24 protein-coding genes are annotated in these 20,493 nt (G+C 55.5%); 21 read left to right on the top strand and 3 right to left on the bottom strand.

The genetic code is table 11. The features are described from left to right. Nucleotides 1-504: 504 nt before the first annotated feature. The 14 genes from GOW93_RS02585 (at nucleotide 505) to GOW93_RS02520 (ending at nucleotide 9,454) form a co-directional block, all read left to right on the top strand. The gene (locus tag GOW93_RS02585; protein WP_170381498.1) at nucleotides 505-696 is read left to right on the top strand and encodes a hypothetical protein; all 192 of its coding nucleotides are present in this window, start codon (nucleotides 505-507) and stop codon (nucleotides 694-696) included. A gap of 121 nt (nucleotides 697-817) precedes the next feature. After that, entirely contained in the window at nucleotides 818-1,624 is an 807-nt protein-coding gene (locus GOW93_RS02580; protein WP_170381497.1) for a restriction endonuclease, read from the top strand. Between the two features lie 43 nt (nucleotides 1,625-1,667). Continuing rightward, nucleotides 1,668-2,111, top strand: coding sequence for a hypothetical protein (locus tag GOW93_RS02575; protein WP_170381496.1), 444 nt, complete (start codon nucleotides 1,668-1,670; stop codon nucleotides 2,109-2,111). Between the two features lie 121 nt (nucleotides 2,112-2,232). Then, nucleotides 2,233-2,988, top strand: coding sequence for a hypothetical protein (locus GOW93_RS02570; protein ID WP_170381495.1), 756 nt, complete (start codon nucleotides 2,233-2,235; stop codon nucleotides 2,986-2,988). Nucleotides 2,989-3,232: 244 nt separating this feature from the next. Next, a complete protein-coding gene (locus GOW93_RS02565; RefSeq protein ID WP_170381494.1) occupies nucleotides 3,233-3,874 on the top strand; it encodes a hypothetical protein in 642 nt (213 codons plus the stop codon). Nucleotides 3,875-4,029: 155 nt separating this feature from the next. Continuing rightward, nucleotides 4,030-5,334 (top strand): DEAD/DEAH box helicase family protein, encoded by a 1,305-nt coding sequence (locus GOW93_RS02560; protein ID WP_170381493.1) that lies wholly within the window; start codon nucleotides 4,030-4,032, stop codon nucleotides 5,332-5,334. Nucleotides 5,335-5,426: 92 nt separating this feature from the next. Then, the gene (locus GOW93_RS02555) at nucleotides 5,427-5,927 is read left to right on the top strand and encodes a hypothetical protein (RefSeq protein ID WP_170381492.1); all 501 of its coding nucleotides are present in this window, start codon (nucleotides 5,427-5,429) and stop codon (nucleotides 5,925-5,927) included. Nucleotides 5,928-5,931: 4 nt separating this feature from the next. Next, nucleotides 5,932-6,411, top strand: a complete 480-nt coding sequence (locus tag GOW93_RS02550; RefSeq protein ID WP_170381491.1) for a hypothetical protein — start codon at nucleotides 5,932-5,934, stop codon at nucleotides 6,409-6,411. A gap of 20 nt (nucleotides 6,412-6,431) precedes the next feature. Beyond that, on the top strand, nucleotides 6,432-7,172 hold the full coding sequence (locus GOW93_RS02545; protein ID WP_170381490.1) for a hypothetical protein: 741 nt from the start codon (nucleotides 6,432-6,434) through the stop codon (nucleotides 7,170-7,172). 28 nt (nucleotides 7,173-7,200) lie between these two features. Beyond that, nucleotides 7,201-7,818, top strand: coding sequence for a hypothetical protein (locus tag GOW93_RS02540; protein ID WP_170381489.1), 618 nt, complete (start codon nucleotides 7,201-7,203; stop codon nucleotides 7,816-7,818). After that, nucleotides 7,815-8,135 (top strand): hypothetical protein, encoded by a 321-nt coding sequence (locus tag GOW93_RS02535; protein ID WP_170381488.1) that lies wholly within the window; start codon nucleotides 7,815-7,817, stop codon nucleotides 8,133-8,135. Before GOW93_RS02540 ends, GOW93_RS02535 begins: the two co-directional genes overlap by 4 nt. 101 nt (nucleotides 8,136-8,236) lie before the next feature. After that, entirely contained in the window at nucleotides 8,237-8,518 is a 282-nt protein-coding gene (locus GOW93_RS02530; protein WP_170381487.1) for a hypothetical protein, read from the top strand. Between the two features lie 3 nt (nucleotides 8,519-8,521). Then, the gene (locus tag GOW93_RS02525; RefSeq protein WP_170381486.1) at nucleotides 8,522-9,127 is read left to right on the top strand and encodes a virion core protein, T7 gp14 family; all 606 of its coding nucleotides are present in this window, start codon (nucleotides 8,522-8,524) and stop codon (nucleotides 9,125-9,127) included. Nucleotides 9,128-9,142: 15 nt separating this feature from the next. Next, nucleotides 9,143-9,454 carry a hypothetical protein gene (locus GOW93_RS02520; protein ID WP_170381485.1) on the top strand — a complete coding sequence of 104 codons (312 nt, stop codon included), beginning with the start codon at nucleotides 9,143-9,145 and terminating at the stop codon, nucleotides 9,452-9,454. 558 nt (nucleotides 9,455-10,012) lie between these two features. Here the strand turns inward: GOW93_RS02520 and GOW93_RS02515 are convergent. Continuing rightward, entirely contained in the window at nucleotides 10,013-10,723 is a 711-nt protein-coding gene (locus GOW93_RS02515) for an aspartate/glutamate racemase family protein (RefSeq protein WP_170381484.1), read from the bottom strand. Further along, nucleotides 10,720-11,424: a GntR family transcriptional regulator gene (locus tag GOW93_RS02510; RefSeq protein ID WP_170381483.1), complete on the bottom strand. Its 705-nt coding sequence runs from the start codon at nucleotides 11,422-11,424 to the stop codon at nucleotides 10,720-10,722. Before GOW93_RS02510 ends, GOW93_RS02515 begins: the two co-directional genes overlap by 4 nt. Nucleotides 11,425-11,536: 112 nt before the next feature. On the opposite strand from GOW93_RS02510, the gene GOW93_RS02505 reads away from it, so the two are divergent. Continuing rightward, entirely contained in the window at nucleotides 11,537-13,231 is a 1,695-nt protein-coding gene (locus tag GOW93_RS02505) for a thiamine pyrophosphate-binding protein (protein ID WP_170381482.1), read from the top strand. On the opposite strand, the gene GOW93_RS02500 is transcribed toward GOW93_RS02505, so the two are convergent. Then, nucleotides 13,192-14,112, bottom strand: a complete 921-nt coding sequence (locus GOW93_RS02500) for a LysR family transcriptional regulator (protein WP_170381481.1) — start codon at nucleotides 14,110-14,112, stop codon at nucleotides 13,192-13,194. The two genes, GOW93_RS02505 and GOW93_RS02500, sit on opposite strands and share 40 nt — an antisense overlap. A gap of 97 nt (nucleotides 14,113-14,209) precedes the next feature. Between GOW93_RS02500 and GOW93_RS02495 the strand changes: the two genes are divergently transcribed. From GOW93_RS02495 to GOW93_RS02470, 6 genes are all read left to right on the top strand, one after another. After that, entirely contained in the window at nucleotides 14,210-15,343 is a 1,134-nt protein-coding gene (locus tag GOW93_RS02495; RefSeq protein WP_170381480.1) for an enolase C-terminal domain-like protein, read from the top strand. Continuing rightward, entirely contained in the window at nucleotides 15,340-16,590 is a 1,251-nt protein-coding gene (locus GOW93_RS02490) for an NAD(P)/FAD-dependent oxidoreductase (protein WP_170381479.1), read from the top strand. Before GOW93_RS02495 ends, GOW93_RS02490 begins: the two co-directional genes overlap by 4 nt. Nucleotides 16,591-16,642: 52 nt before the next feature. Beyond that, a complete protein-coding gene (locus GOW93_RS02485) occupies nucleotides 16,643-17,620 on the top strand; it encodes a TRAP transporter substrate-binding protein (RefSeq protein ID WP_170381478.1) in 978 nt (325 codons plus the stop codon). Nucleotides 17,621-17,686: 66 nt separating this feature from the next. Beyond that, entirely contained in the window at nucleotides 17,687-18,220 is a 534-nt protein-coding gene (locus tag GOW93_RS02480; protein WP_170381477.1) for a TRAP transporter small permease, read from the top strand. Between the two features lie 4 nt (nucleotides 18,221-18,224). Further along, nucleotides 18,225-19,538 carry a TRAP transporter large permease gene (locus tag GOW93_RS02475; protein ID WP_170381476.1) on the top strand — a complete coding sequence of 438 codons (1,314 nt, stop codon included), beginning with the start codon at nucleotides 18,225-18,227 and terminating at the stop codon, nucleotides 19,536-19,538. A gap of 9 nt (nucleotides 19,539-19,547) precedes the next feature. Beyond that, nucleotides 19,548-20,465 (top strand): hypothetical protein, encoded by a 918-nt coding sequence (locus tag GOW93_RS02470; protein ID WP_170381475.1) that lies wholly within the window; start codon nucleotides 19,548-19,550, stop codon nucleotides 20,463-20,465. The last annotated feature ends 28 nt before the right edge of the window (nucleotides 20,466-20,493 follow it).

The following is a 20,493-nucleotide window of genomic DNA, read 5'->3' as shown; positions in this document are numbered from 1 at the left end:
TCGGCAGCAACAACAACAAGAGCGCATTGAAGATCGCCTGAGAGGGTCGTAAGCATTACCCAAACACAAGCGGAGATTGCACCTTGCGAACCCTCAACATCCTCTTAGCCGCCTTCTTAGTCCTCACCTTTAGTTGGGACTTTGCAGAGCAGATGTCACTTACCACTAATATCAACCAGTATCTGATAAGAGACCTGATCTGGGTGGTCGTTCCCGTGGCTGTCCTTATCGCTATTCTGTACCCGATCATTAGGGACAGGCGTAAAGGCTGAATTCATAGAACACACTTGGGTAGACTGGGGGCCATAGCCACGCCATTACGAGAACGCAGAGACCCATGAGGCGAACCGAGAGGTGTTGATGAGGCCCCTGAAGTATTACCTCTCCACCCGCGGGAAATTCCCAAAAATGTCATAAAAATAAAGGGTTGACGGCGATTCCTTGAGGATTCATCTATGCGTTGCATCGCATCGTTGCATCACTACCAAGAATAGGAATAGTAGAATGATCGTCTTTGACTTTTGCGTCGGCCCCTTTGATCTGCTCGTCGAGCGTTACCCGCATTCAGTGCCCCTTAAGGTGACCCGTGAAGGACCGGGTGAGACCTTCCTTGACGTTGGCCGTTACAGGGTGACCTTCACGAACCACAAGAAGGTGCGGGCAGGGGGTTCTGCTGCTTCAGGCACCTTCGGGTAAAGGAAGGTGAGACTTGAGGTACCCTTCTGGTGGGGGAGGGGTGCCTTCGAGCATCTGTTTTTGCCTTTGTTGTTGTCGAAGATGACCAGATGCAATTTAGACTGCGCCTAGGGAGAATGCCTTGACGATTACACGATTTAATTCCCGTCATATAGATCGAGCATTGCGAAAGCTTGATGCTGATGTGGTGGAGCGTTCCGGCTCCATAAAGTTCCAAGTTAAGTTTCAAGGAGAGAAGATATTTCCTCCCATAGTTTTCCCCAAAACTGGTCGAGACTTGCCACAAGCGCTCTATCGGCAGCTTCTCAGGTCGCTTGCGATTGAACATAGTGATTTCGACGACTTGATTTCCTGTCGGCTCAGCGGCGATGGATACTTCGAACTCCGAGGAATTAAGGAACACAATGATTGGTTAAATAAGCCTATCGAAATTGAAACCTTGGTTGGCCTAGATGGTCTACCACTGCAACAAGGTCAGCTAGTCCCTAGGCATTCGTTAGGTGAGCTTCAACTTATTGATGCTGTCCTGTTTCACGAGATCAAGGATAATCCTTCGATCATGTATGATTTTAGCTTCCGAGAATTTGAGGTTTTTGTTTCAGCACTATTAAATCGACGAGGTTATGAAACTAAATTGACCCCTCCTAGTGGTGATGGGGGGAAAGACATTTTGGCTTCAAAATCTACAGAGTTCGGGAGCCAATTGTTCTTGGTCGAAGCCAAGCGCTATGCGCCGACGAGACCAGTAGGAGTTGGAATTGTAAGGCAGCTATACGGTGTAGTCGAAGATAAACGAGCGACAGGTGGTCTTGTAGTCACTACTTCGAGGTTCACAAAGGGCGCGCGGGATTTCCAGCAAAGGAATAAATACAGAATGAACCTTGCTGATTATCAAGAAATCATTCGTTGGGTCTCAAAAGTTAGTTAGACTTTAACTGTAAATTGCCCAGCGCGCCAAAGCCATCAACCAAATGCACCGTGAAGTGGTGGCGCTAGGTCGCACCGCTAAGGAAATCGCTGCGGAGATCGGAGAGATGCTGCAAGCCGAGAAGAAAAAGAGGAAGGACTTCAAGGCTTGGTGCCAGAGTGACGCGCTCTCTTTCAGTTATCGAACCGCCGCTGACTACATGCGGGTGGCTAGGGAAAAGGTGCAGAGCGCTGCACTTTTTGACGAATGCGAGAGCATCGCTGACGTCCTCGCCATCGGGAAGACCAAGGCAGCCCCTAAGCCCGACACCCGAGCGGCGACCCTCAACGATCTCCGCAAGGTCGAACGTCTGCGTGCCCTAAGGGACAACCCAGCGGCGACTGAAGGGGAGAAGAGGGCGGCGCAACACGGACACGCAAAAAAATTTGCAGCCGTAAAAGGGATACCTAATCCCCCGCACAATTATAGTTTTCAGGGGCTTCAATAGGCACGAGTGACTTGTATGTCACCAACGCACGAAGATCAGAAAAATTAAGCAAAAATAAAAGGTTGATAGGTTTTTAATCGCGCCTTACGTGGGTGGTGTCATCAACAACAGGACACTGCCTATGAAAGACTTTCTGACCCAAGATCACGCCATCAAATTCGGTTCCGCAGGGGCGTTTGACACCCTGCCAAACCAAACAGGCATCGCCCTAGCGAACGAAGAGGTGTGCGCTGAACGTGCCCGTGAAGGGCTGCGTTTGGTCCACCTTGGGGAAGAGAAGACAATGGAAGGGTGGATTGTTTACGGCGCTGCCTTGAACGACGGGCGGCGACTGTTCCCGAGCGACAACAAGTTCGGTCAGTGGGTGGTGAATGCCAACTTGGCAGACACGCATCCGCACGACCGTCTCGCAGCCATGTGGGCAGCAGCCAACCCGGAAGACTTCACGGCCACCAAAGAGGCGCACCCTAAGGTTAGGACTGTGCGGGGACTTCACGCGAAGTTTAAGGCGGGACTTAAAGCGGCGCAGAAAGTTGAGACCCGAGCGCCGACGTTGGACGACTTACGCAAGGTGGAAAGACTACGTGCCCTGAGGGACAACCCAGCAGCGACTGAAGGGGAAAAGCGAGCGGCCCAGACAAAGCTGGACACCATCGAAAAAGAGATCGGCAAGGTCGAGCCTTCCATTCGAGAGGCCAAAAGGAAGGTCGTTCATACCGACCTAGCGCAGCAGGCCGCTGAGGTTGTTCTATCAGGTGTGTACGAAAGCGAACGTGCCTGTGCCATCGTCAAGCGCGCATTCCTAGAAACTTATGGCAAAGATGAAGCAACTCTAAAAAAGCTGGTCGGTATTCTACAACAATATCGCAAGGCTTGATCTTTGGCGAAAGCACATGACTTTCCCAAGCTCACAAGACATCGTTTGAGGCGCACGTTTGTGTTGTTGTCGAATGTTGGGAAACTTTGAGCGTATTCAATTCCTTGCCGCAATTCAGCGGGTGAAGCTCGTGAAACACCCCCACTATTGCACAGACAGAACGGTCGCAATCGCCGCTGAGGCAGCCTTATGGCCACCCATCCGGCCATCTGCACAAGCCCCCCAACATCACCCAAAGGATACCATGACAGACACATGGACTATGCCCACCCCCCAGAGCATGGGCTTCAAGCCACTGACACGACCCCAGCAGGACGCCTTCGCCAATCTCTGGAAGGCCATGAAGATGAAATACAAGCCGAGGGCAGAGCGCGAGGAACTGTGCCGGAAGGTCTACGCCAGTAAATCCCGCGTGGCCCTGTGCCGTTCCCTCATGCCGAAGCAAACGCAGAAGCAGAAGAAAGCGCACCAGAAGAACAGGAAGCCCCTGACCAAGCCCCAGATCGAGCGTGAAGCCAAGCAAGCCGCCGCCAATCAAAAGCGCAGTGAGACCATGAGAGAGAAGTGGGCAGAACAGAAGGCTGCCAATGAGCTTGCCGAGCGTCGCCGCCAGTGGGTGGCCATGAAGGTAAAAGAGTGGCGGCAACATAGGGCAGCGGAATTTGAGACCGAATTGGAAGCTGAAGTAGCACCGAGAGAGAGCAACTCCGAATGGTTCCACGAGATGAACAAGGCGACACTAAAGGCACGGGAACTGGCTGCTGGTCTGGATGCATCAGACGTCGAAGCAGGGCTAATTGCCGAGTTTGACAGCCGAAACAGTGTCTTGCACCAGAACCCATATGAAAATGCTCCGAAAACAGCGGGTTACCAAAAACACCCATAACATGAATAACACATGATAGTTTCGTTCCCTCCCTTGGCGTTTCTTATCCTTTGGCCGTGAGGGGACCTTGGCGGGCGTCCTAGATGTGTGCTTCGGGACGCCCGCCGCCTTTCCCCAAATCAATCCCATCACCTGTCACCATAAGGAAGGTAGACATGACCAAGATCACTTTCATTGACCAACCTTGCGGTACAGGAAAGACCACCAAACTTATCGACGAACTAAAACGGTGGAACCCAGACACACACTTGCCTGTACTGGTAGTGACCCCGAGATTGTCAGAGGTTCAAAGAATAGTATCGGGTGCCCCTGAGGCCATGCTCACAGTCCCCGAGGGCAACAACAAAACGATAGACATTGAGGGGCTGCTCAAGGCTGGCGCGAATATCGTCTGTACCCATGCCCTGTACATTCGCCTTGAACATCTGGCGATGGCTGGTCTGCTAGCCCGCTACCGTCTGGTGATCGACGAATGCCCGACGCCTCTTGAGATTGGTCCTGCCATCAGTAAGAGGAACTTTCAGGAACAGGTGCTGGATACGGGCTTTGCCAGCGTCGATCCACATACACAGAAGGTCAGCCCAAACCCGTTGTGGTTTCAGCACATGACCAACACGGGACTTATGGGCACCCTAGGCCGACTACTGCAGGAAGCCTCAAGGGGTCGCCTTTTCGTTGCTGAGGATGGTCGGCCCATCGTACTGGCAATCCCCACGGCGCTACTAACAGCCCCCGCCAGCCTGACAATCCTGACGTATCTCACAGAGGGCAGCATGATCGCCGCCTATCTCGACCGGATAGGTGAGCCGTATGAGGTCAAAAAGTATGAAGGTGAAGCTGACTGGTTACGTGCCCAGCGCGACCTGATCACCGTTGAGAATATGGACTTACCCGTCGTCAAAGGGAAGCCCATGAAGCTGACACACAGCGGTCAGACCAATCGGCTGCCTCCCGGTGTCGCTAAGACGCTGGGCAGCAAACTCCGCAAGATGTACTTTGACGGCCCCCTCAGGGACATCCCCAAGGAAAACATCATGATCACCTGCGCGGCCAACCTTTACTTCGATGGTGGTGCCGACAAACGCAGGAAGGCCAGTGCGATGATGAAAAGCACCGGACTGTACGGTCGCTGGTCTGAGGTAGACGGGCAGTGGAAAGTGAAGGGCGGTCTACAATGGGTTGCCAACCAGACCCGAGGTATCAACGACTACATCAACTGTTCATGTGCCCTCTACTTGTACGACCAACACCCCAATCCTGTGCTGTGCAGCTATCTAAAGAAGGACGCGGACAAGTGGGGCGAACAGTACGCCCTGACCGAGTTGGTGCAGTGGCTCTATCGTTCCCGTGTACGGGTAGGGGAACCCGTCACCGTCTACGTCCCGTCTGACAGGATGAGACGCATCCTGACCAATTGGCTCAACTCGGCCCAACCTGAACAATTGCCGATGGCTGCCTAAGCAGTACCCGCCAAGTTCACCACCACACCCAAATTCCTGGCCCTGCCTTCCTGACCGAAGGTGGGGCTTTTTCTATTTCGAAAGGATACCCCATGCCGAAACCTATGGTGCCCCCTAGGACGGGACCAAAGAAGCGCGTGCTCATCCCCGGCAAAGTCAAAGGCCGCAAGGCAAGAACTGAGTTCGCCCGCGAGCGATACATGACGCCGATGCAGAAGGCCGAAGCTGAACGCAAGTCTCTGAGGTCTGCCAGTCACCCCATAAGGCGCATCCAAACGACCCGCCTAGAGAACGTCCTGAGGGACATGTTTGGTGACGTTGAAGTGGGCCGCATGCTGGACAAGATGAGAGATCGCCGCTCGGCCCTTGGTTACGAGGGCTACAAGCTGCCCGTGAACGTGCCTGTGAGGTTGAAGCCGACCACGTATGTCTTGCTGGACATAGTCCGCGAACGCTTTGCCGAAGCACACCCAGAAATTCCGTTTGAACTTGGGAACCAAGAGATTGTCGCTGGTCTCTTGGCGAAGGGTTTGGAGGCCATCTCTGCCTCTGAAGACGACGTATTCAGCGACACACTCCCAACAAAAGGATAAGACCATGAACACAAAGCGTATCGTTGTGGCGAACGTTCCCCGCCGCAATCAGACGTCATCCAGCGAGTATTGCGGTGACGACTTCTGGAAAATCACCAAGGCGCAGGATGAAGACCTGTTTTCCTTCGAATGGCGCGACCACAAGCAAGCCCCTTGGAAGGTGATTGTAAGCCACGTTGACCCGATCACTCTCTACAACCGTGTCCGCGTTCACTTCGCCGCTCAGGTTGGCGTTGAGGCAGAGCAAGTGGACCTGCGCGTAGACATTAGCAACGCTCTGCTGAGAACGATCTACGGCAACGCCAAGGGTCACTTCAGGCACATGAAAGCAGCCAACTCAGGGCCGACCTTAGAGGAACGCCTGAACGCTGAACTGGCGGCTGGAAAGATCACCCCTGAACAAGTCGAGCAGATCAAACAGGACGTCGACAAGCGCAAGCGCCGGAACTTCCGCCGCATCGCCCGAGAACAATCACACGCATAACCCGCCCCCGAAAGGATTGAATGACAATGAACCCCTATGAAGGCATGAGCCTAGAACAAGCTGCCGCAGCTATGGATGACCAAGGCGTCACCGATGGCGTCCTTATGGAAAGCGGCCTTACCGATGAAGGTGATTTCATCGCTGGTCAGGAAGCGCCCAGCAACATCGCTGAAACCATCCGTAATGATGGCGGCGTACAGACCATTGAGATTGAACCCGGCAATCCCGCAAGCCGTACTTCTATTGAGGCCGCATTGGCTGCTGGTCTGATCACCAAAGAACAACTTGAGGCAACTCCTCAGGAAGCACCTGAAGGCAAGCCCGAAGGGTCCGACGATGACGACACCGTTGATGAAGCGCTGGGTCCGCAGGACTTGGACGAACTGCTGGGTGAAGAGAACACAGAGATTGTGAACTCGCTGGTCGACAGCATGGGTGAAGAGACGACAGGCAGCATCCTTGGACAGGCTATTGAAGACGATAACACGATTGACGTTGACGCCGTCCGAGAGGCGCTAGGCGAAGGTGCCACTGAAGAGGAAGTTGAAGATGCCGTCAACGATATTGCCGATGTACTTGAGGATGGTCTTGACTACCTGACCGAGCAAGTAGCTGCCGCTGGCATGGACCCCGACATGGTGGCGCAAGTCATCGCAAATGACCCCGAACTTTTGGCTGAAAGCAAAGCTGCCTTTGCCGACTTCCTGACCGATGGGTCGATGACCGGCATCAAAGCCGTTCTCGACAAGGTCTACGCATAACCCAACCCCCTAAAAGGATTTACTACCCATGAATGAACAAGACCAATTCCTGCCCCAAGGTATCCGCTCGTATGACCTGAAGGCAGAAGCCCAACGCGGTGAAAGTGAGATCGCTGCCAAGGAACTTTCTGAACAGATCGCCAAGGAAGCCGAAGCCACGGCTGAGCGGCTGAAACAAGAACGCCTGCGTGCAGGTGGCACTGAGGCTGTTGTTGTGGACGCCTACAAGGAACTCTTAAACCAACGCGCTAAGGATGACGAAGAAGCAGCCTTGAGTGCTGTTGAGACTGTATTGGAGCCGTCTAAAATAAAGTTCCACTTTGTCCGACGTGGCAACGCGGTCATGCGAATGTCTGGTCCCATTCCTGCCGGATGCGAGAACAGCCCATACTACGGCTACACATACGCCGAGGTTGAACCCCCAGCCGACCCTGTGGCTGAGGCCGTTAAGGCAGCCAAGAAAGCTAAAGACGACGAGTTCAACAAGCATCGTGCCAACATGCTTCGACAGGTCGCTGCTCAGGATGCCGACACGTCGAAGAGTGCAGTTATTCCTAAGTCCGACGCGGAACGGATTGCAGAGCTAGAGGCGCAGGTTGCAGACCTGACAGCCAAGACCAAGCGGAAAGCGTATGGTTCCAAATGAGCGAACGTGAAGACCACTATGGGGGCATCGAACAAATCAGGGTTCTGTTGAGAGAGAAGTTCCTCGACGGCCTGACGAATGGTGTCCCTGAGATTGACCCTGCCTCTGGTGCGGTTGTCTCGCGTTCTGAACCTAAGGCTAGCTGGCTGGCAGAAGCTCACAGGTTCCTCAACTCAGAGGATAAGAAACGTGAGGCAGAAGAGGCCGAAGCCAAAGAGAAGGTTCGGCGCAGTAGTGCCCTAGAAGAAGCACTCGAAGGCATGCCTGAGTTCCCTGAGGATGCGGATAGCGCACCGCCTCCGACAACCATCAACTGACCCTTAACACGCCCCTGATGAGGCCCTGAGCAGCTACTACGGTTTACCTCGTGGTGATTGTTTGGGGCCTTCTGCGTTTTGGGTCTTGGAGAGAAATAAGAATGACCTACACCGATATAATCACCGCCCTAGGGGCTGCCCATAAGGAACTCCGAGAGGCTGGCCTGAGGGCCTCTGATGCCCGCGTTGAGATCGAAGCCGTGACTGAACGGATGGCCGATTTTGACGGTTCCGAGACAGAGGCAAAAGTTTTGGCTCTGGACTACGTGGAAGCCAAGGCAAACCTCGACGTTGCTCAGCGCGTAAAGACCGCAGCCAGCGAAGAGTTCAACCGTTCCTACCTTGTCCTGTTGCGGGCAGGGGTTCCAACATTCGAAGGATAAATCATGAGTTTACCCCTAATCCTACCTGCGCTTCAAACAGCCGTGACCGCAATCTCTACTGCCGCTCCTGCCATCTCCGCTGGACTATCTGTGATTGGTGCTGCCTCTGCCTACGGCCAAGCCTCCGCTCAGGCCGAAGCACAAGCCAAGACAAACGCCAACATGGAAGCGATCGCACGCACTGACATGCAAGACAGTGTTGACCAGATCAACTTGCGCCAGAAGCAGGAAACCGAAGCAGCGACTGAGCAGCAGATCGACCACCAGAACGCAGCCAACCGCGCCGTCGCCTCCGCTAAGGTAGGTGCCTCGGGCAGCGGTGTGACAGGCTTTAGCGTGGACGCCCTACTGGGTGACCTCTACGGCCAGCACGCAACCAACAAAGATCGCATCAACATGAACCTAGAGAACACGACTGATCAGCTTAATGCTGAACGTGATGCTCTGGCGACCAACTACACGCGCACCGTCGCAAGCCTCCCGACGCCCCAGAAGCCCAGCGCCCTCGGGTACGGTGTTCAGGCAGGGCTGGGTGTCATGGATGCGTACAAAGACAAGTTCAAAGTAATCGCAGAAGCCCGGAAAGATGACCTTTCCGAGAAACCTTAAAGACGAGTGATCGCCATGTATGAAATCCCCGGCATCAAACTGGACGCCAGTCGTCGCCTATGGAAAGCCTTTGTCAAAGTTGAAGGCGAGTTCCGGCACATGGGAAGGTTCCGCACCAGAGGGGCCGCTATCGTCGCCCGAGGGTTGGCCTTAGAGTACTACGGTCAGCCGGATGACGGTCACACCCGCTGGCTCAATTCCGATCAGATGGCCGAAGCGGTCGAAGAGATCAAAGGCAAGCGTATTGGTCTGATCAAACGCGGGCATCAGAGCGCGGCCTACCGCGTTTTGGTAGAGTATCTGGACCAGAAAGCAGAACGATCATGAAGAGGCGGAAGCAACACCCTCACGCCACCGAGACGATAACCCGTACCCCAGACGGCGGGTACATCCGCACCATCGTTTACGCGGACCCGGTTGAAGAACTCCGCAGGCTTCACGAACGCATTGCTGCCCATGAAGCGGAGCAAAGGCGTCTCAGAGACGTACGGCTGAAGAGACCAAAGGCAAGCGCATTGACCTGATCAAGCGTGGGCACCAGAGCGCGACCTTTCGTGTTCTGGTCACCTATCTGGACGAGAAAGCCAAGGTCGCTTGACAGGTGCCACAACACACAATACGCCTTAGGACAGCACACATTTGGGGAAACCTGAAGGCTGCCCTAGGGCGTTTTGCTCATAAAAATAAGGGGTCATAGGCGCTAGTTCGATTGTTCTAGATGCTTCTCGACCGCACCAGAATAACTCCTAAAATCGTTTGAAAATAGAAAACTCGTATTACGAGTCTGCTGAGACAGTCCTCCCAATCTCGCGTTGTTTGGACATTTCTTTAGGCACCTATCCGACTTTGTTGATACAAGCTTGGCTTCGGACCAGCGTTAAGCGGCTAATAAGCCTGAGGTGCCAGCCCCGCTTGGAACCAACTGACCAGCGTCACCATCGAGTAAACTGGCAGACCTGTCTCCCGCTGAATGTCGCGCGCATAGGGGCACATATTTGTGCATTCCAGAACTATTGCACCCAGATCCGGGTTGTTGGACTTAAGCGCACGGGCAGCCTCGACGTTGTCTGCGCGGGCTTTTTCCACGTGCAACTCTAATTCATTTTTTAGAATGGCCCTTGTGAACTCACGGCCTCCCTCGGTGGTACCGATGGGGGTGTCCAGCGGCACCTGCGCAGCCAGCAGGTGATCCTGGGTCAGAGAAGAGGCCGAGATTGTTAGAACCCCGGCGCGTTTGCCGGCTGGAAGTATGCGGTTGACCATATCAACCTGCATTAATGAGGATGTGACAACCGGAACCGGAACCGCCTCTGCCAGTTCTTTCTGAAACAGCGACAGGAACCCGCAATTTGTGGCGATCCCATCCACCCCATCCTTTACCAGCCCTTGGGCAGCCTCGATGAATGCATCCAGCATGCCCTCGGCCTTGTGGCGAACGACCCGGTCGGGCGATGCATCGCGAACAATGCGATAGAGCACCGGGAACGGCCATGTCTGCGCATTGCCCATGTCTCCGGGAATACGCGGAAATTGCGCGTCCAGCATGAGGATGCCGACGGACGCGCCGTAGATGGATTTTCCGCCTTGGGCGATCATGTTTGTGCCTCCTCAATGATGCGGGTCGAAATGACGTCGGGTCCATCCATATAGATGCTGGATATTCCTTGCCTTACCGCCTCTTGCACCTGATCCATCCGCTTGGCGATATGCGTTCCTAACACACGTGCTGCCTCGTCTGCGTCGCGATCCAGAAGGGCTTGCATGACCCGTTTATGTTCATCTTTAGAGCGATGAAGCCTGTCCATGCTCATCGATATCCAGCGAATATAACGAATGCGTTCGTTAATTCGGGTCAGCGTCTGCAAAAGCTCTGCGTTGCCGGACAGTGCGGCGATGCCCAAATGGAACGCCTCGTCGCGGTTGACGGCTTCCTCGACCGTCAGGCCGGTAATGTCGATCCCTGTCGCGTAGAGTTCATCACGGAGCGACAGAAGGTCTTTATCCGAGGCCTTGGAGCATGCAGCGCGAACGCCAGCGACCTCGATTATCTGACGCAGTTCGAACAGGTCAAATACGCCTTGGGCATCAAGCGGGCGGCAGAAAAAACCTTGTCCGGGGCGGAAGTCGAACAGCCGCTCGGCCACCAGCCGGTTCAGTGCCTCGCGCAGCGGCGTGCGGCTGACGCCCAGCTCTTTGGAAAGGGCTACTTCGTTCAAGCGATCCCCGGGGCGCAGACGGAATGAAACCGCCATCGCCTTGACCTGATCATAGATGTCATCGACGCGCGGCCCTGCCATATCGTTTGTCCCTTCGATTGCAGTGAACAGGTGCCACAGCCAGTTCTTGAAATCAATATACAAAAGTGTATACAGTCGTGTGTGCAATCGTGTGGTGTAGGGAACGCAAGCAATGACGGGGACCAATTATCTGACTGGGGCCGAGGCGATGGTACGCATGCTCGAAGCGCATGGCGTGAAGCATATGTTCGGTCTTTGCGGTGATACCACGCTGCCATTCTATGATGCGATGGCGCGGATGGATCATGGTATTCAGCATATTCTGACCCGCGATGAGCGCCACGCGGCCTATATGGCCGATGGTTATGCCCGTGTGACCGGCAAGCCCGGCGTGTGCGAGGGCCCTTCGGGCGGAGGCGCGACATATATCCTTCCGGGTGTTGTCGAGGCCAACGAAAGCTCGGTTCCGATTCTTGCGATCACCTCGGATGTCGCGACGACCAGCCGCGGCAAGTACCCTTTGACCGAATTGGATCAGCCCGGATTGTTCCGGCCTCTGGCCAAGTGGAATGCCTCATTGGACGACGCGGCGCGATTACCAGCCATGGTTCGGGCTGCGTTCCGGGCGATGACCACCGGAACCCCCGGCGCGACGCATCTCGCGTTGCCCTTTGATACGCAGAAGGCGCAGGTGGACGAGGCCGAGATCTGGGCCGACGCACGGCATCGCAACTATCCTGCGGAACGTGCTGCACCAGATACCGAAGCGATTGAGGAAGCGGCCGAGATTTTGGCCAAGGCAAAATCAGCCGTGGCCGTTTGTGGCGGTGGTCCGGTGTTGTCTGGCGCCGAAGGCGCGCTGCGCCGCGTTGCCGGTCTGTTGGACATGCCGGTTGCGACTACGGTATCGGGGCAGGGCTCTATTGCTGAAACCGATCCGCTGGCCCTGGGTGTCGTCGGGTCGAACGGCGGCATCCCTGCAACGCGTGCGGTCATTGATCAGGCCGACGTGGTCCTGTTCATCGGTTGCCGCGCGGGGTCGGTCACCACGGAACGCTGGAGCAGTCCGGGCCGCAACGCCACCATCATCCATATCGACAGCGACCCGATGGTGATCGGTGCGAATTATCAGACCGAAGTAGCCATCTGCGCCGATGCCCGTCTGGCGCTGGAGGCTCTGGCCACTGCTTTGGAGACGCGGCAGGACCTGCCCAGCCTTGGTGGTGGGGCCAAGGCCCGCGCAGCATGGGAGGCAAAGATGGCTGCGTTTGCACCCCTTGCGGCAAGCCGAGAAGCCCCAATTGCGCCCGAGGCGGTCATGGCCTCATTGATGGATATCCTTGACGATGACGCGATCGTCGTTGCTGATCCCGGTACTCCTTGCCCGTATTTCAGCGCACATTATCGCTGGCGCAAACCGGGGCGGCATTTCATCACCAACCGGGCGCATGGGGCGTTAGGTTATTCGCTGGGGGCAGCGATGGGCGCGCACGTGGGGCGGCCATCCGTCAAAACCCTGTCGGTCATGGGCGACGGGTCGTTTGGTTTTACCTGCGGTGAGTTCGAAACGATGGTGCGACACAATATGCCGATCACCTCGATCGTGTTTTCGAATTCGGTCTTTGGCTGGATCAAAGCTGGCCAGAATGCAGGGTTCGGTCAGCGATATTACAACGTCGATTTCAACCGCACGGATCACGCGGCTGTGGCGTCGGCCTTTGGTGTGAAATCATGGACGGTCAAAAACCCCGAGGACCTGACCAAGGTTCTAAAACAGGCCATCGAACATGACGGCCCCACATTGGTCGATATCCACTCGCAGCAACTTCACGAGGCTGCAGCACCGGTTTCGGAATGGGTGGCGTAGGCAGAGATTGAAGGGGTCAATTGGGCCAGAAATTCCTGTGCGATAGTTGACAGGGGGCGGCCCTTGGCCGTGATGATTGCAAGCTCCAGCATCACGGCGGGTCGGAACGGGCGGGTTTGATACCCGCTCTCTTCGTCAAAGGTGACAGTAAACGGATCGATCATCGCCACGCCCATGCCCTGTTTGACGAAACTTAACAGGTTTTCGGACAAGTGCGTGTGGATTTGAGTGCGCCATGTGCACCCAGAGCTCTGGAAAATATCGCGGGTCCTGCGGTGAGTCTGGTGCTCGGGTCCCATGACGATAAAGGGTTCGCCTTCCAGTATTTCAGGGGTCAGAACGTCATGCTTTGCAAGTGGGCTGTCTTCGGGGAAAGTCGCCAACGTTTCGAATTGAAATACCTGATAGTTTAACGTGTCATGCAGTATGGGCATTTCAACAATTCCGATCTCAAACAGGCCAGAGATCACCCATTCCTGAATCTTCGAGGAATACTGCGACTGAAAGCTGACTGACAAGTTCGGGCGGCTCTCGGCAAAGCGCGCAATCTCGCGCGGCATAAAGCCGAACGAGAGCATATGAGGGGAGGCGACCTGCAACTGACCGGGATGTTTGTTCTGCAGGTCGGTCACAGCCTGCGCGACATGATCCAGCCCGCGCACGACGGTATCGACCTCGCGGTAAAGCAACTCAGCCTCTGGTGTAGGCAACAGACGGCCCTTGTTTCGTTCAAAAAGCGGCAGCCGAGCCTCGCGTTCCAACTGCGCCAGAAGGTTACTGATCCCCGGTTGTGAAATGCCAAGAACCGAGGCCGCCCCGGTCACGGTTCCGGTCTCCATAATGGCGTGAAAGGCTTGAAGTTGGCGAAATCGTAGGGACATTGCGTATGTATCATTTTTTATGATGAACTCTCAAAGATATAGTATTTGAAATGATATGTTGGTCAAGGCAGGCTTGCTTTCGTCGATAGAGGGCGAAATGAGCGATCTGGACCAAAAAATCATAGGATTTGACCTGTGGCACCTGAAGCTGCCGGTCACGTCGCGGCGGGATCATGGAATCGGTTCTGTTGAGGGAGCCTGCGAGGTCGTCGTCCTGCGGCTTACGGCTGAAGGCGGTTCAGAGGGGTTCGGAGAAGCGTCACCCTGGTCTGTGTTCACCGGAACGCCAGAAGCCACCTATGCCGCGCTGGATCGCTATCTGCGCCCGCTTGTTATGGGTGCAAGAATCGGTGATCGCGCGGCGATTATGGCCCAAGCGGCCTATGCCGTGGCCCATTGTACCGAAGCCAAGGCAGCTCTGGAAACCGCTCTGCTGGATCTTACGGGCCGGGTGAGTGGGGTTCCGGTCTGGTCTCTTCTGGGCGGCAAGTGCCGGGAAACTATTCCGCTTAGTTGCTCGATCGCGAACCCGGATTATGCACAGGATATCGAGCTACTGACCCGTTTGCAGGAGGATGGCGTTCGGATCGTCAAGCTCAAGACCGGGTTCAGGGATCATGCGTTCGACATTATGAGGTTGGAACACATAGCGCAGAACTATCCCGAATTCTCGGTGCGGGTGGACTATAACCAAGGCCTTAGTATCGAAGACGCCCCAGCCCAGGTGCGGGACGTTGCCCAGTTCAAACCGGATTTCATCGAACAGCCAGTGCGTGCGCATCATTTTGGTATGATGGCAAAGCTGCGGCAGATGATCGACGTTCCGCTTTTGGCTGATGAAAGTGTCTTTGGTCCCGAAGATATGGAGCGCGCCGCGCGTGAGGGGATATGCGATGGCGTGTCGGTGAAGATCATGAAGTCAGGAGGTCTGTCGCGTGGGCAAACAGTCGCCCGCATTGCAGCGGCGCATGGCCTGACGGCTTATGGTGGCGACATGTTCGAGACTGGTCTGGCCCATCTCGCAGGAACCCACATGATCGCCTCATCGCCTGAGATCACGCTTGGATGTGAGTTTTATCAGGCGTCCTATTTCCTCAAAGAAGACATTCTCGAGGAGTCATTCCAAATTCGCGACGGCAGTGTTGTCGTTCCCACAGGTCCCGGTTTGGGCGGCAGACCAGATGTGGCGAAGCTGAACCATCATGCTGTGGCCAAGGCGGTGGCAGCATGAGCGACAAGAAAACCATAGCCATCATCGGCGCCGGTATCGTTGGGGTATCTGCGGCTGTCTGGCTGCAGCGGGATGGTCATGACGTCATCCTGATCGACAAGACCGGTCCGGGCGAAGGAACGTCACATGGCAATGGCGGTGTTCTGGCCTCATGTTCGATCGTACCGGTGACGGTTCCGGGCCTGATGGGCAAAGCGCCGAAAATGTTGCTGAGCCCGTCGCAGCCTTTGTTCCTGAAGTGGGGGTATTTGCCAAAGCTGATCCCATGGTTGAGGCAATATCTAAGCCACGCCAACGCCAAGGATGTTGCGCGAATTGCAGCGGCCCTTTCTCCAATCGTTGGCGACAGTCTAAACGATCACAAAGCTTTGGCGGCTGGCACGAAGGCTGAAAAGTGGATCGTGCCGTCCGACTATCTGTTTCTCTACAATGACCGGGCGCATTTCGACGAAGATGCATTTGGATGGGGCATCCGACGCAGGCACGGCTTTAAGTGGGAAGAGTTGGAGGGCAAGGAGTTTCACGATTACGACCCGGTGTTCAGTAAGGATATCGGTTTCGCCGCCAAATTGTCGGACCATGGCCATATCACTGATCCCGGGCAGTATGTAAAAGATCTGGCCGCGCATGTCGAAGCTAACGGGGGCCGGATCATTCATGCCAGCGTCGAAGACGTCGCACGCGAAAATGGTCGTGTGATCGGCGTGCGTGCGGATGGTGAAACTATCCCGTGCGACACGGCCATCGTGACGGCAGGCGTCTGGTCCGGGCCCTTGGCCGAACGGTTGGGTGTTTCTGTTCCTCTTGAAAGCGAACGTGGCTATCATCTTGAATTGGTGGACCCTTCTGCGATGCCGCGCAGCCCGGTTATGGTGGCTTCGGGCAAGTTTGTTGCAACGCCCATGGACGGGCGGATACGTTTAGCAGGGATTGTGGAATTTGGCGGGCTGGATGCTCCGCCCTCGCGCGCACCGTTTGAATTGATGCGCAAGAATGCCCGGGCGGCTTTTCCGGGCGTGACATGGAAGGAGGAAGTGGAATGGATGGGGCACAGGCCTGCTCCGGCTGACTCGATCCCGATCATAGGCGATGTTCCGGGGATCGACGGGGCGTATATGGGCTTTGGTCACCATCACATCGGCCTGACAGGTGGGCCTAAAACAGGACGCTTTTTGGCGCAGATGATCATGGGCAGAACCCCGAATACGGATATGAGCGTCTACGCGCCTTCACGTTTCGCAACATGAAAACAAGCCGGTAGAGGAAATCGGCGATCTAAAACTCAATTGGGAGAAGACAATGAAAAAACTGACCAACCTTCTTACAGCAACCGCATTGACCGCTGCAACTGCCGCGCCCGCTCTGGCCGAGAAATGGGACATGCCGATGGCTTATTCGGCGTCGAATTTCCACTCACACACGGGGGCGGAATTTGCTAAATGCGTAACCACTGGCACTGGCGGTGAGATCGAGATTGTGACGCACCCTTCAGGCTCATTGTTCAAAGGTGCCGACATCAAGCGCGCGATCCAGACAGGTCAGGCCCCAATCGGTGAGCGTCTGCTGTCGGGTCACCAGAATGAACACGCGCTGTTCGGGTTTGACTCAATCCCGTTCCTCGCCACCTCATTCGACGACAGCGAGAAGCTTTGGCAGGCCGCCAAGCCATCGATCGAAAATCTATTGGCCGAACAGAACCTGACGTTGCTTTACGCTGTTCCGTGGCCGCCGCAGGGGTTGTACTTTAAGAACGAGGTAAACTCGGTTGCCGATATGAAGGGCATCAAATTCCGCTCGTATAACAATGCCACGTCGCGTTTGGCCGAGCTGACGGGAATGCTGCCGGTGACCATTGAAGCGGCAGAAATCAGTCAGGCTTTTGCTACTGGTGTCGCGGAATCGATGGTGTCGTCGGGTTCGACTGGCTATGACCGCAAGGTCTGGGAAAGCCTGAGCCATTTCTATGAAGTTGATGCTTGGTTACCCCGTAACTACGTGATGGTGAATTCTGATGTCTGGTCCGGCGTGTCTGACGCCAACAAGAATGTCATCAAGGCCTGCGCGGAACTGGCGGAATATGCCGGTAACTGGCGCGCCAAGGAATACACGGGCTTCACCCTGCAAGGCCTTCGCGATGGCGGCATGAATGTTGGTCCTGCTTCCGAGCAGATGACAAATGAGCTGAAAGAAATCGGTGTCACCATGACCAATGAATGGCTGGAAGCCGCCGGAGACGAGGGCAAGGCCATCGTCGATGCATTCAACTCGTCGCAGTAACTGCGCGTGAGGGCGGCGGATGTTCCGCCGCCCATTGCCAATCCAATCATAACAAACGGGGACGGTATGGCGGTATTGCGAGGGCTTCGGTCCGTATTGGATTTCATCTATCAGGCAGCAGGGGTTTTGGCGGCGCTGAGCCTGATTGCCATTCTTTTGTTGATCGTCGTGCAGATGCTGGCCCGCTGGACTGGTGAAGTCTTTCCCGGCGCGCCTGATTATGCGGGATACGCGATGGCAGCCGCATCATTTCTGGCCTTTGCCAATGCCCTGAACCGGGGCAGTCATATCCGCGTTTCGATCTTGCTAAATGCGGTTCCCGATGGTGTCAGACGTATTATTGAAATCTGGTGCTTTGCCATTGGCACTGCCGTCATGTGGTATTTCTGCTGGTATGCCTATCGCTTCGTCTACTGGAGCTGGAAGTTTAATGACGTCAGCCAAGGGCAAGACAAAACCGCCCTGTGGATCCCGCAATCTGCCATGTTGGTCGGAGCAGTGATCCTTGCCGTCGCTCTGACCGATCACCTGATCCATGTCCTGTTTAAAGGCGATCACCGGATTGTCCGCGATTTGGCCGACCAGAGCCACGGAGAGTAAGAGCATGGAAAACCTATCAGTCATTATCCTCTTCCTCTTTGTTCTCTTTACTCTGCTGGGCACTGGCGTTTGGGTCGGACTGGCTCTGATGGGCGTCGCCTGGGTTGGTATGGAACTGTTCACAACCCGCCCCGTCGGCGACGTAATGATCACCACGATCTGGTCGGCCTCTTCGTCCTGGACCCTGACGGCTTTGCCGATGTTCATCTGGATGGGAGAGATTCTTTATCGAACGCGATTATCCGAGGATATGTTCAAAGGCCTCTCCCCGTGGATGGCGCCGCTGCCCGGGGGGCTGGTGCATACGAACATTGTAGGATGCACGGTTTTTGCTGCCGTTTCGGGTTCGTCCGCCGCCACGCTGACAACGGTTGGTAAGATGTCGATCCCGGAATTGCGCAAACGCAACTACCCCGAACGCATGATCATAGGCACCCTGACCGGGGCGGCGACGCTTGGCCTGATGATACCGCCTTCGCTGACGTTGATCGTCTATGGCGTGACCATCAATGAATCGATTACCAAGCTGTTCTTCGCAGGCATCTTGCCCGGCCTTGTGCTGGCCGCAATGTTCATGGGCTATGTCGCGATTTACTCGAAGCTTGGTAAAGACTGGAACCCCGACAACGAAGGCAAACTGACCTTCTCAGAAAAGCTCAGGAACTCTCGGTTTCTGTTGCCCGTCATCTTACTGATTACAGTGGTGATCGGGTCAATGTATCTGGGCTATGCCACCGCGACCGAGGCTGCCGCATTCGGCGTGATTGGTGGGCTGCTGTTGGCTGCAGGGCAGGGGTCTCTGAACTGGAAAACCTTTACCGAAAGCTTGATGGGGGCCACCCGGACCAGCGCGATGATTGCTTTGATCCTGGCGGGGGCAGCATTCCTGTCCCTTTCAATGGGCTTCACGGGCCTTCCTCGCGGTCTGGCCGACCTTATTGCCGGATGGGAATTGACGCGGTTCGAGCTGCTGATGGTGCTGCTGGTGTTTTATATCATTCTTGGCTGCTTCCTCGACGGCATCTCTTCGGTCGTGCTGACTATGGCTGTGGTCGAACCGATGATCCGCGACGCCGGGATTGATCTGATCTGGTTTGGCATCTTCATCGTGGTTGTCGTTGAAATGGCGCAGATCACACCGCCAATTGGCTTCAACCTTTTCGTTATGCAGGGGATGACGAACCATGAGATGAGTTACATCGCTCGTGCGGCAATTCCGATGTTCCTGATCATGGTGTTGATGGTGTTCATCCTGATCTGGTTCCCTGATCTTGCAACCTGGTTGCCCGAGAACCTGCGTCAGAGTCCGGGCGGGTAGGGCAGCTCAGTGAATCCGCTGCTCTGGGCGGCGCGCAACGGCCCTTATGTGTTGGTCTCCGGACTGGCAATGGGGCTGTTGCTACCTTCACTGGCCGAGCCTATGCGGCCATTGTTGGCACCGCTTGTGGTCCTTTTGCTGTTCGTCACCATTCTGCGGATGGAGCCAGCGGCCATTCTGGGCTCGCTGGCCGATCTGCGTCAGGTCATGGCGGCGGTAATCGGGTTTCAGGTTCTTACGCCGTTGGTCATAATCTTCGTTGGAATTGTCGGCGGGTGGACGGGAACAGCGGTCATTCTGGCCCTGCTGATCATGACTGCAGCGCCTTCGATATCGGGCAGTCCGAATCTTTGCATGATGATGGGGTACCCCGCTGAGCACGCCATGCGCCTTGTTGTCGTCGGGACGGCTTTGTTGCCTTTGACTGCTCTGCCAATCTTTTGGTTGATACCCGAACTTGGTGACCTTGGGGCGGTCCTGAAGGCTGCATTTAGCCTGTTCCTTACGATCTCGGGTGTTACTGTTGTTGCTGTCGGACTACGCCGAACAGCCTTGTGCAATCCTTCTGCTAGAACGCTAATGCAGCTTGAAGGGGCTGCAACAATTACGTTGGCTGTCTTTGTCATTGGCTTGATGCCGTCGGTCAGCAATGCGGCGCTGAGTGATCCGTGGCTTGCCGCTTTCTGGATCGCGTTCGCCTGTCTGGTAAATTTCGGTGCGCAGGCCGCTACCTTGCAGCTGACGCGCAGACGCTTGGCTCCGGCTCAGGCGACTGCCGTGTCTCTGATTGCAGGAAACCGCAACATCGCGCTGTTCTTTGTGGCTTTGCCACCCGAGGTTACCGCCCCGATCATGGTGTTTATCGGAGCATACCAGATACCAATGTATCTGACGCCCTTGGTTATGCGCCGCGTGTACTCCGTGTGATCAAGAGGCGGGTATCACTTGGCCATCC

It is taken from the genome of Ruegeria atlantica (genome assembly GCF_013032455.1).
Classification (GTDB): Bacteria; Pseudomonadota; Alphaproteobacteria; order Rhodobacterales; family Rhodobacteraceae; genus Ruegeria; species Ruegeria atlantica_B.
The sequence above is the reverse complement of the archived record's forward strand: the minus strand, read 5'-3'. Positions and strand labels throughout refer to the sequence as shown.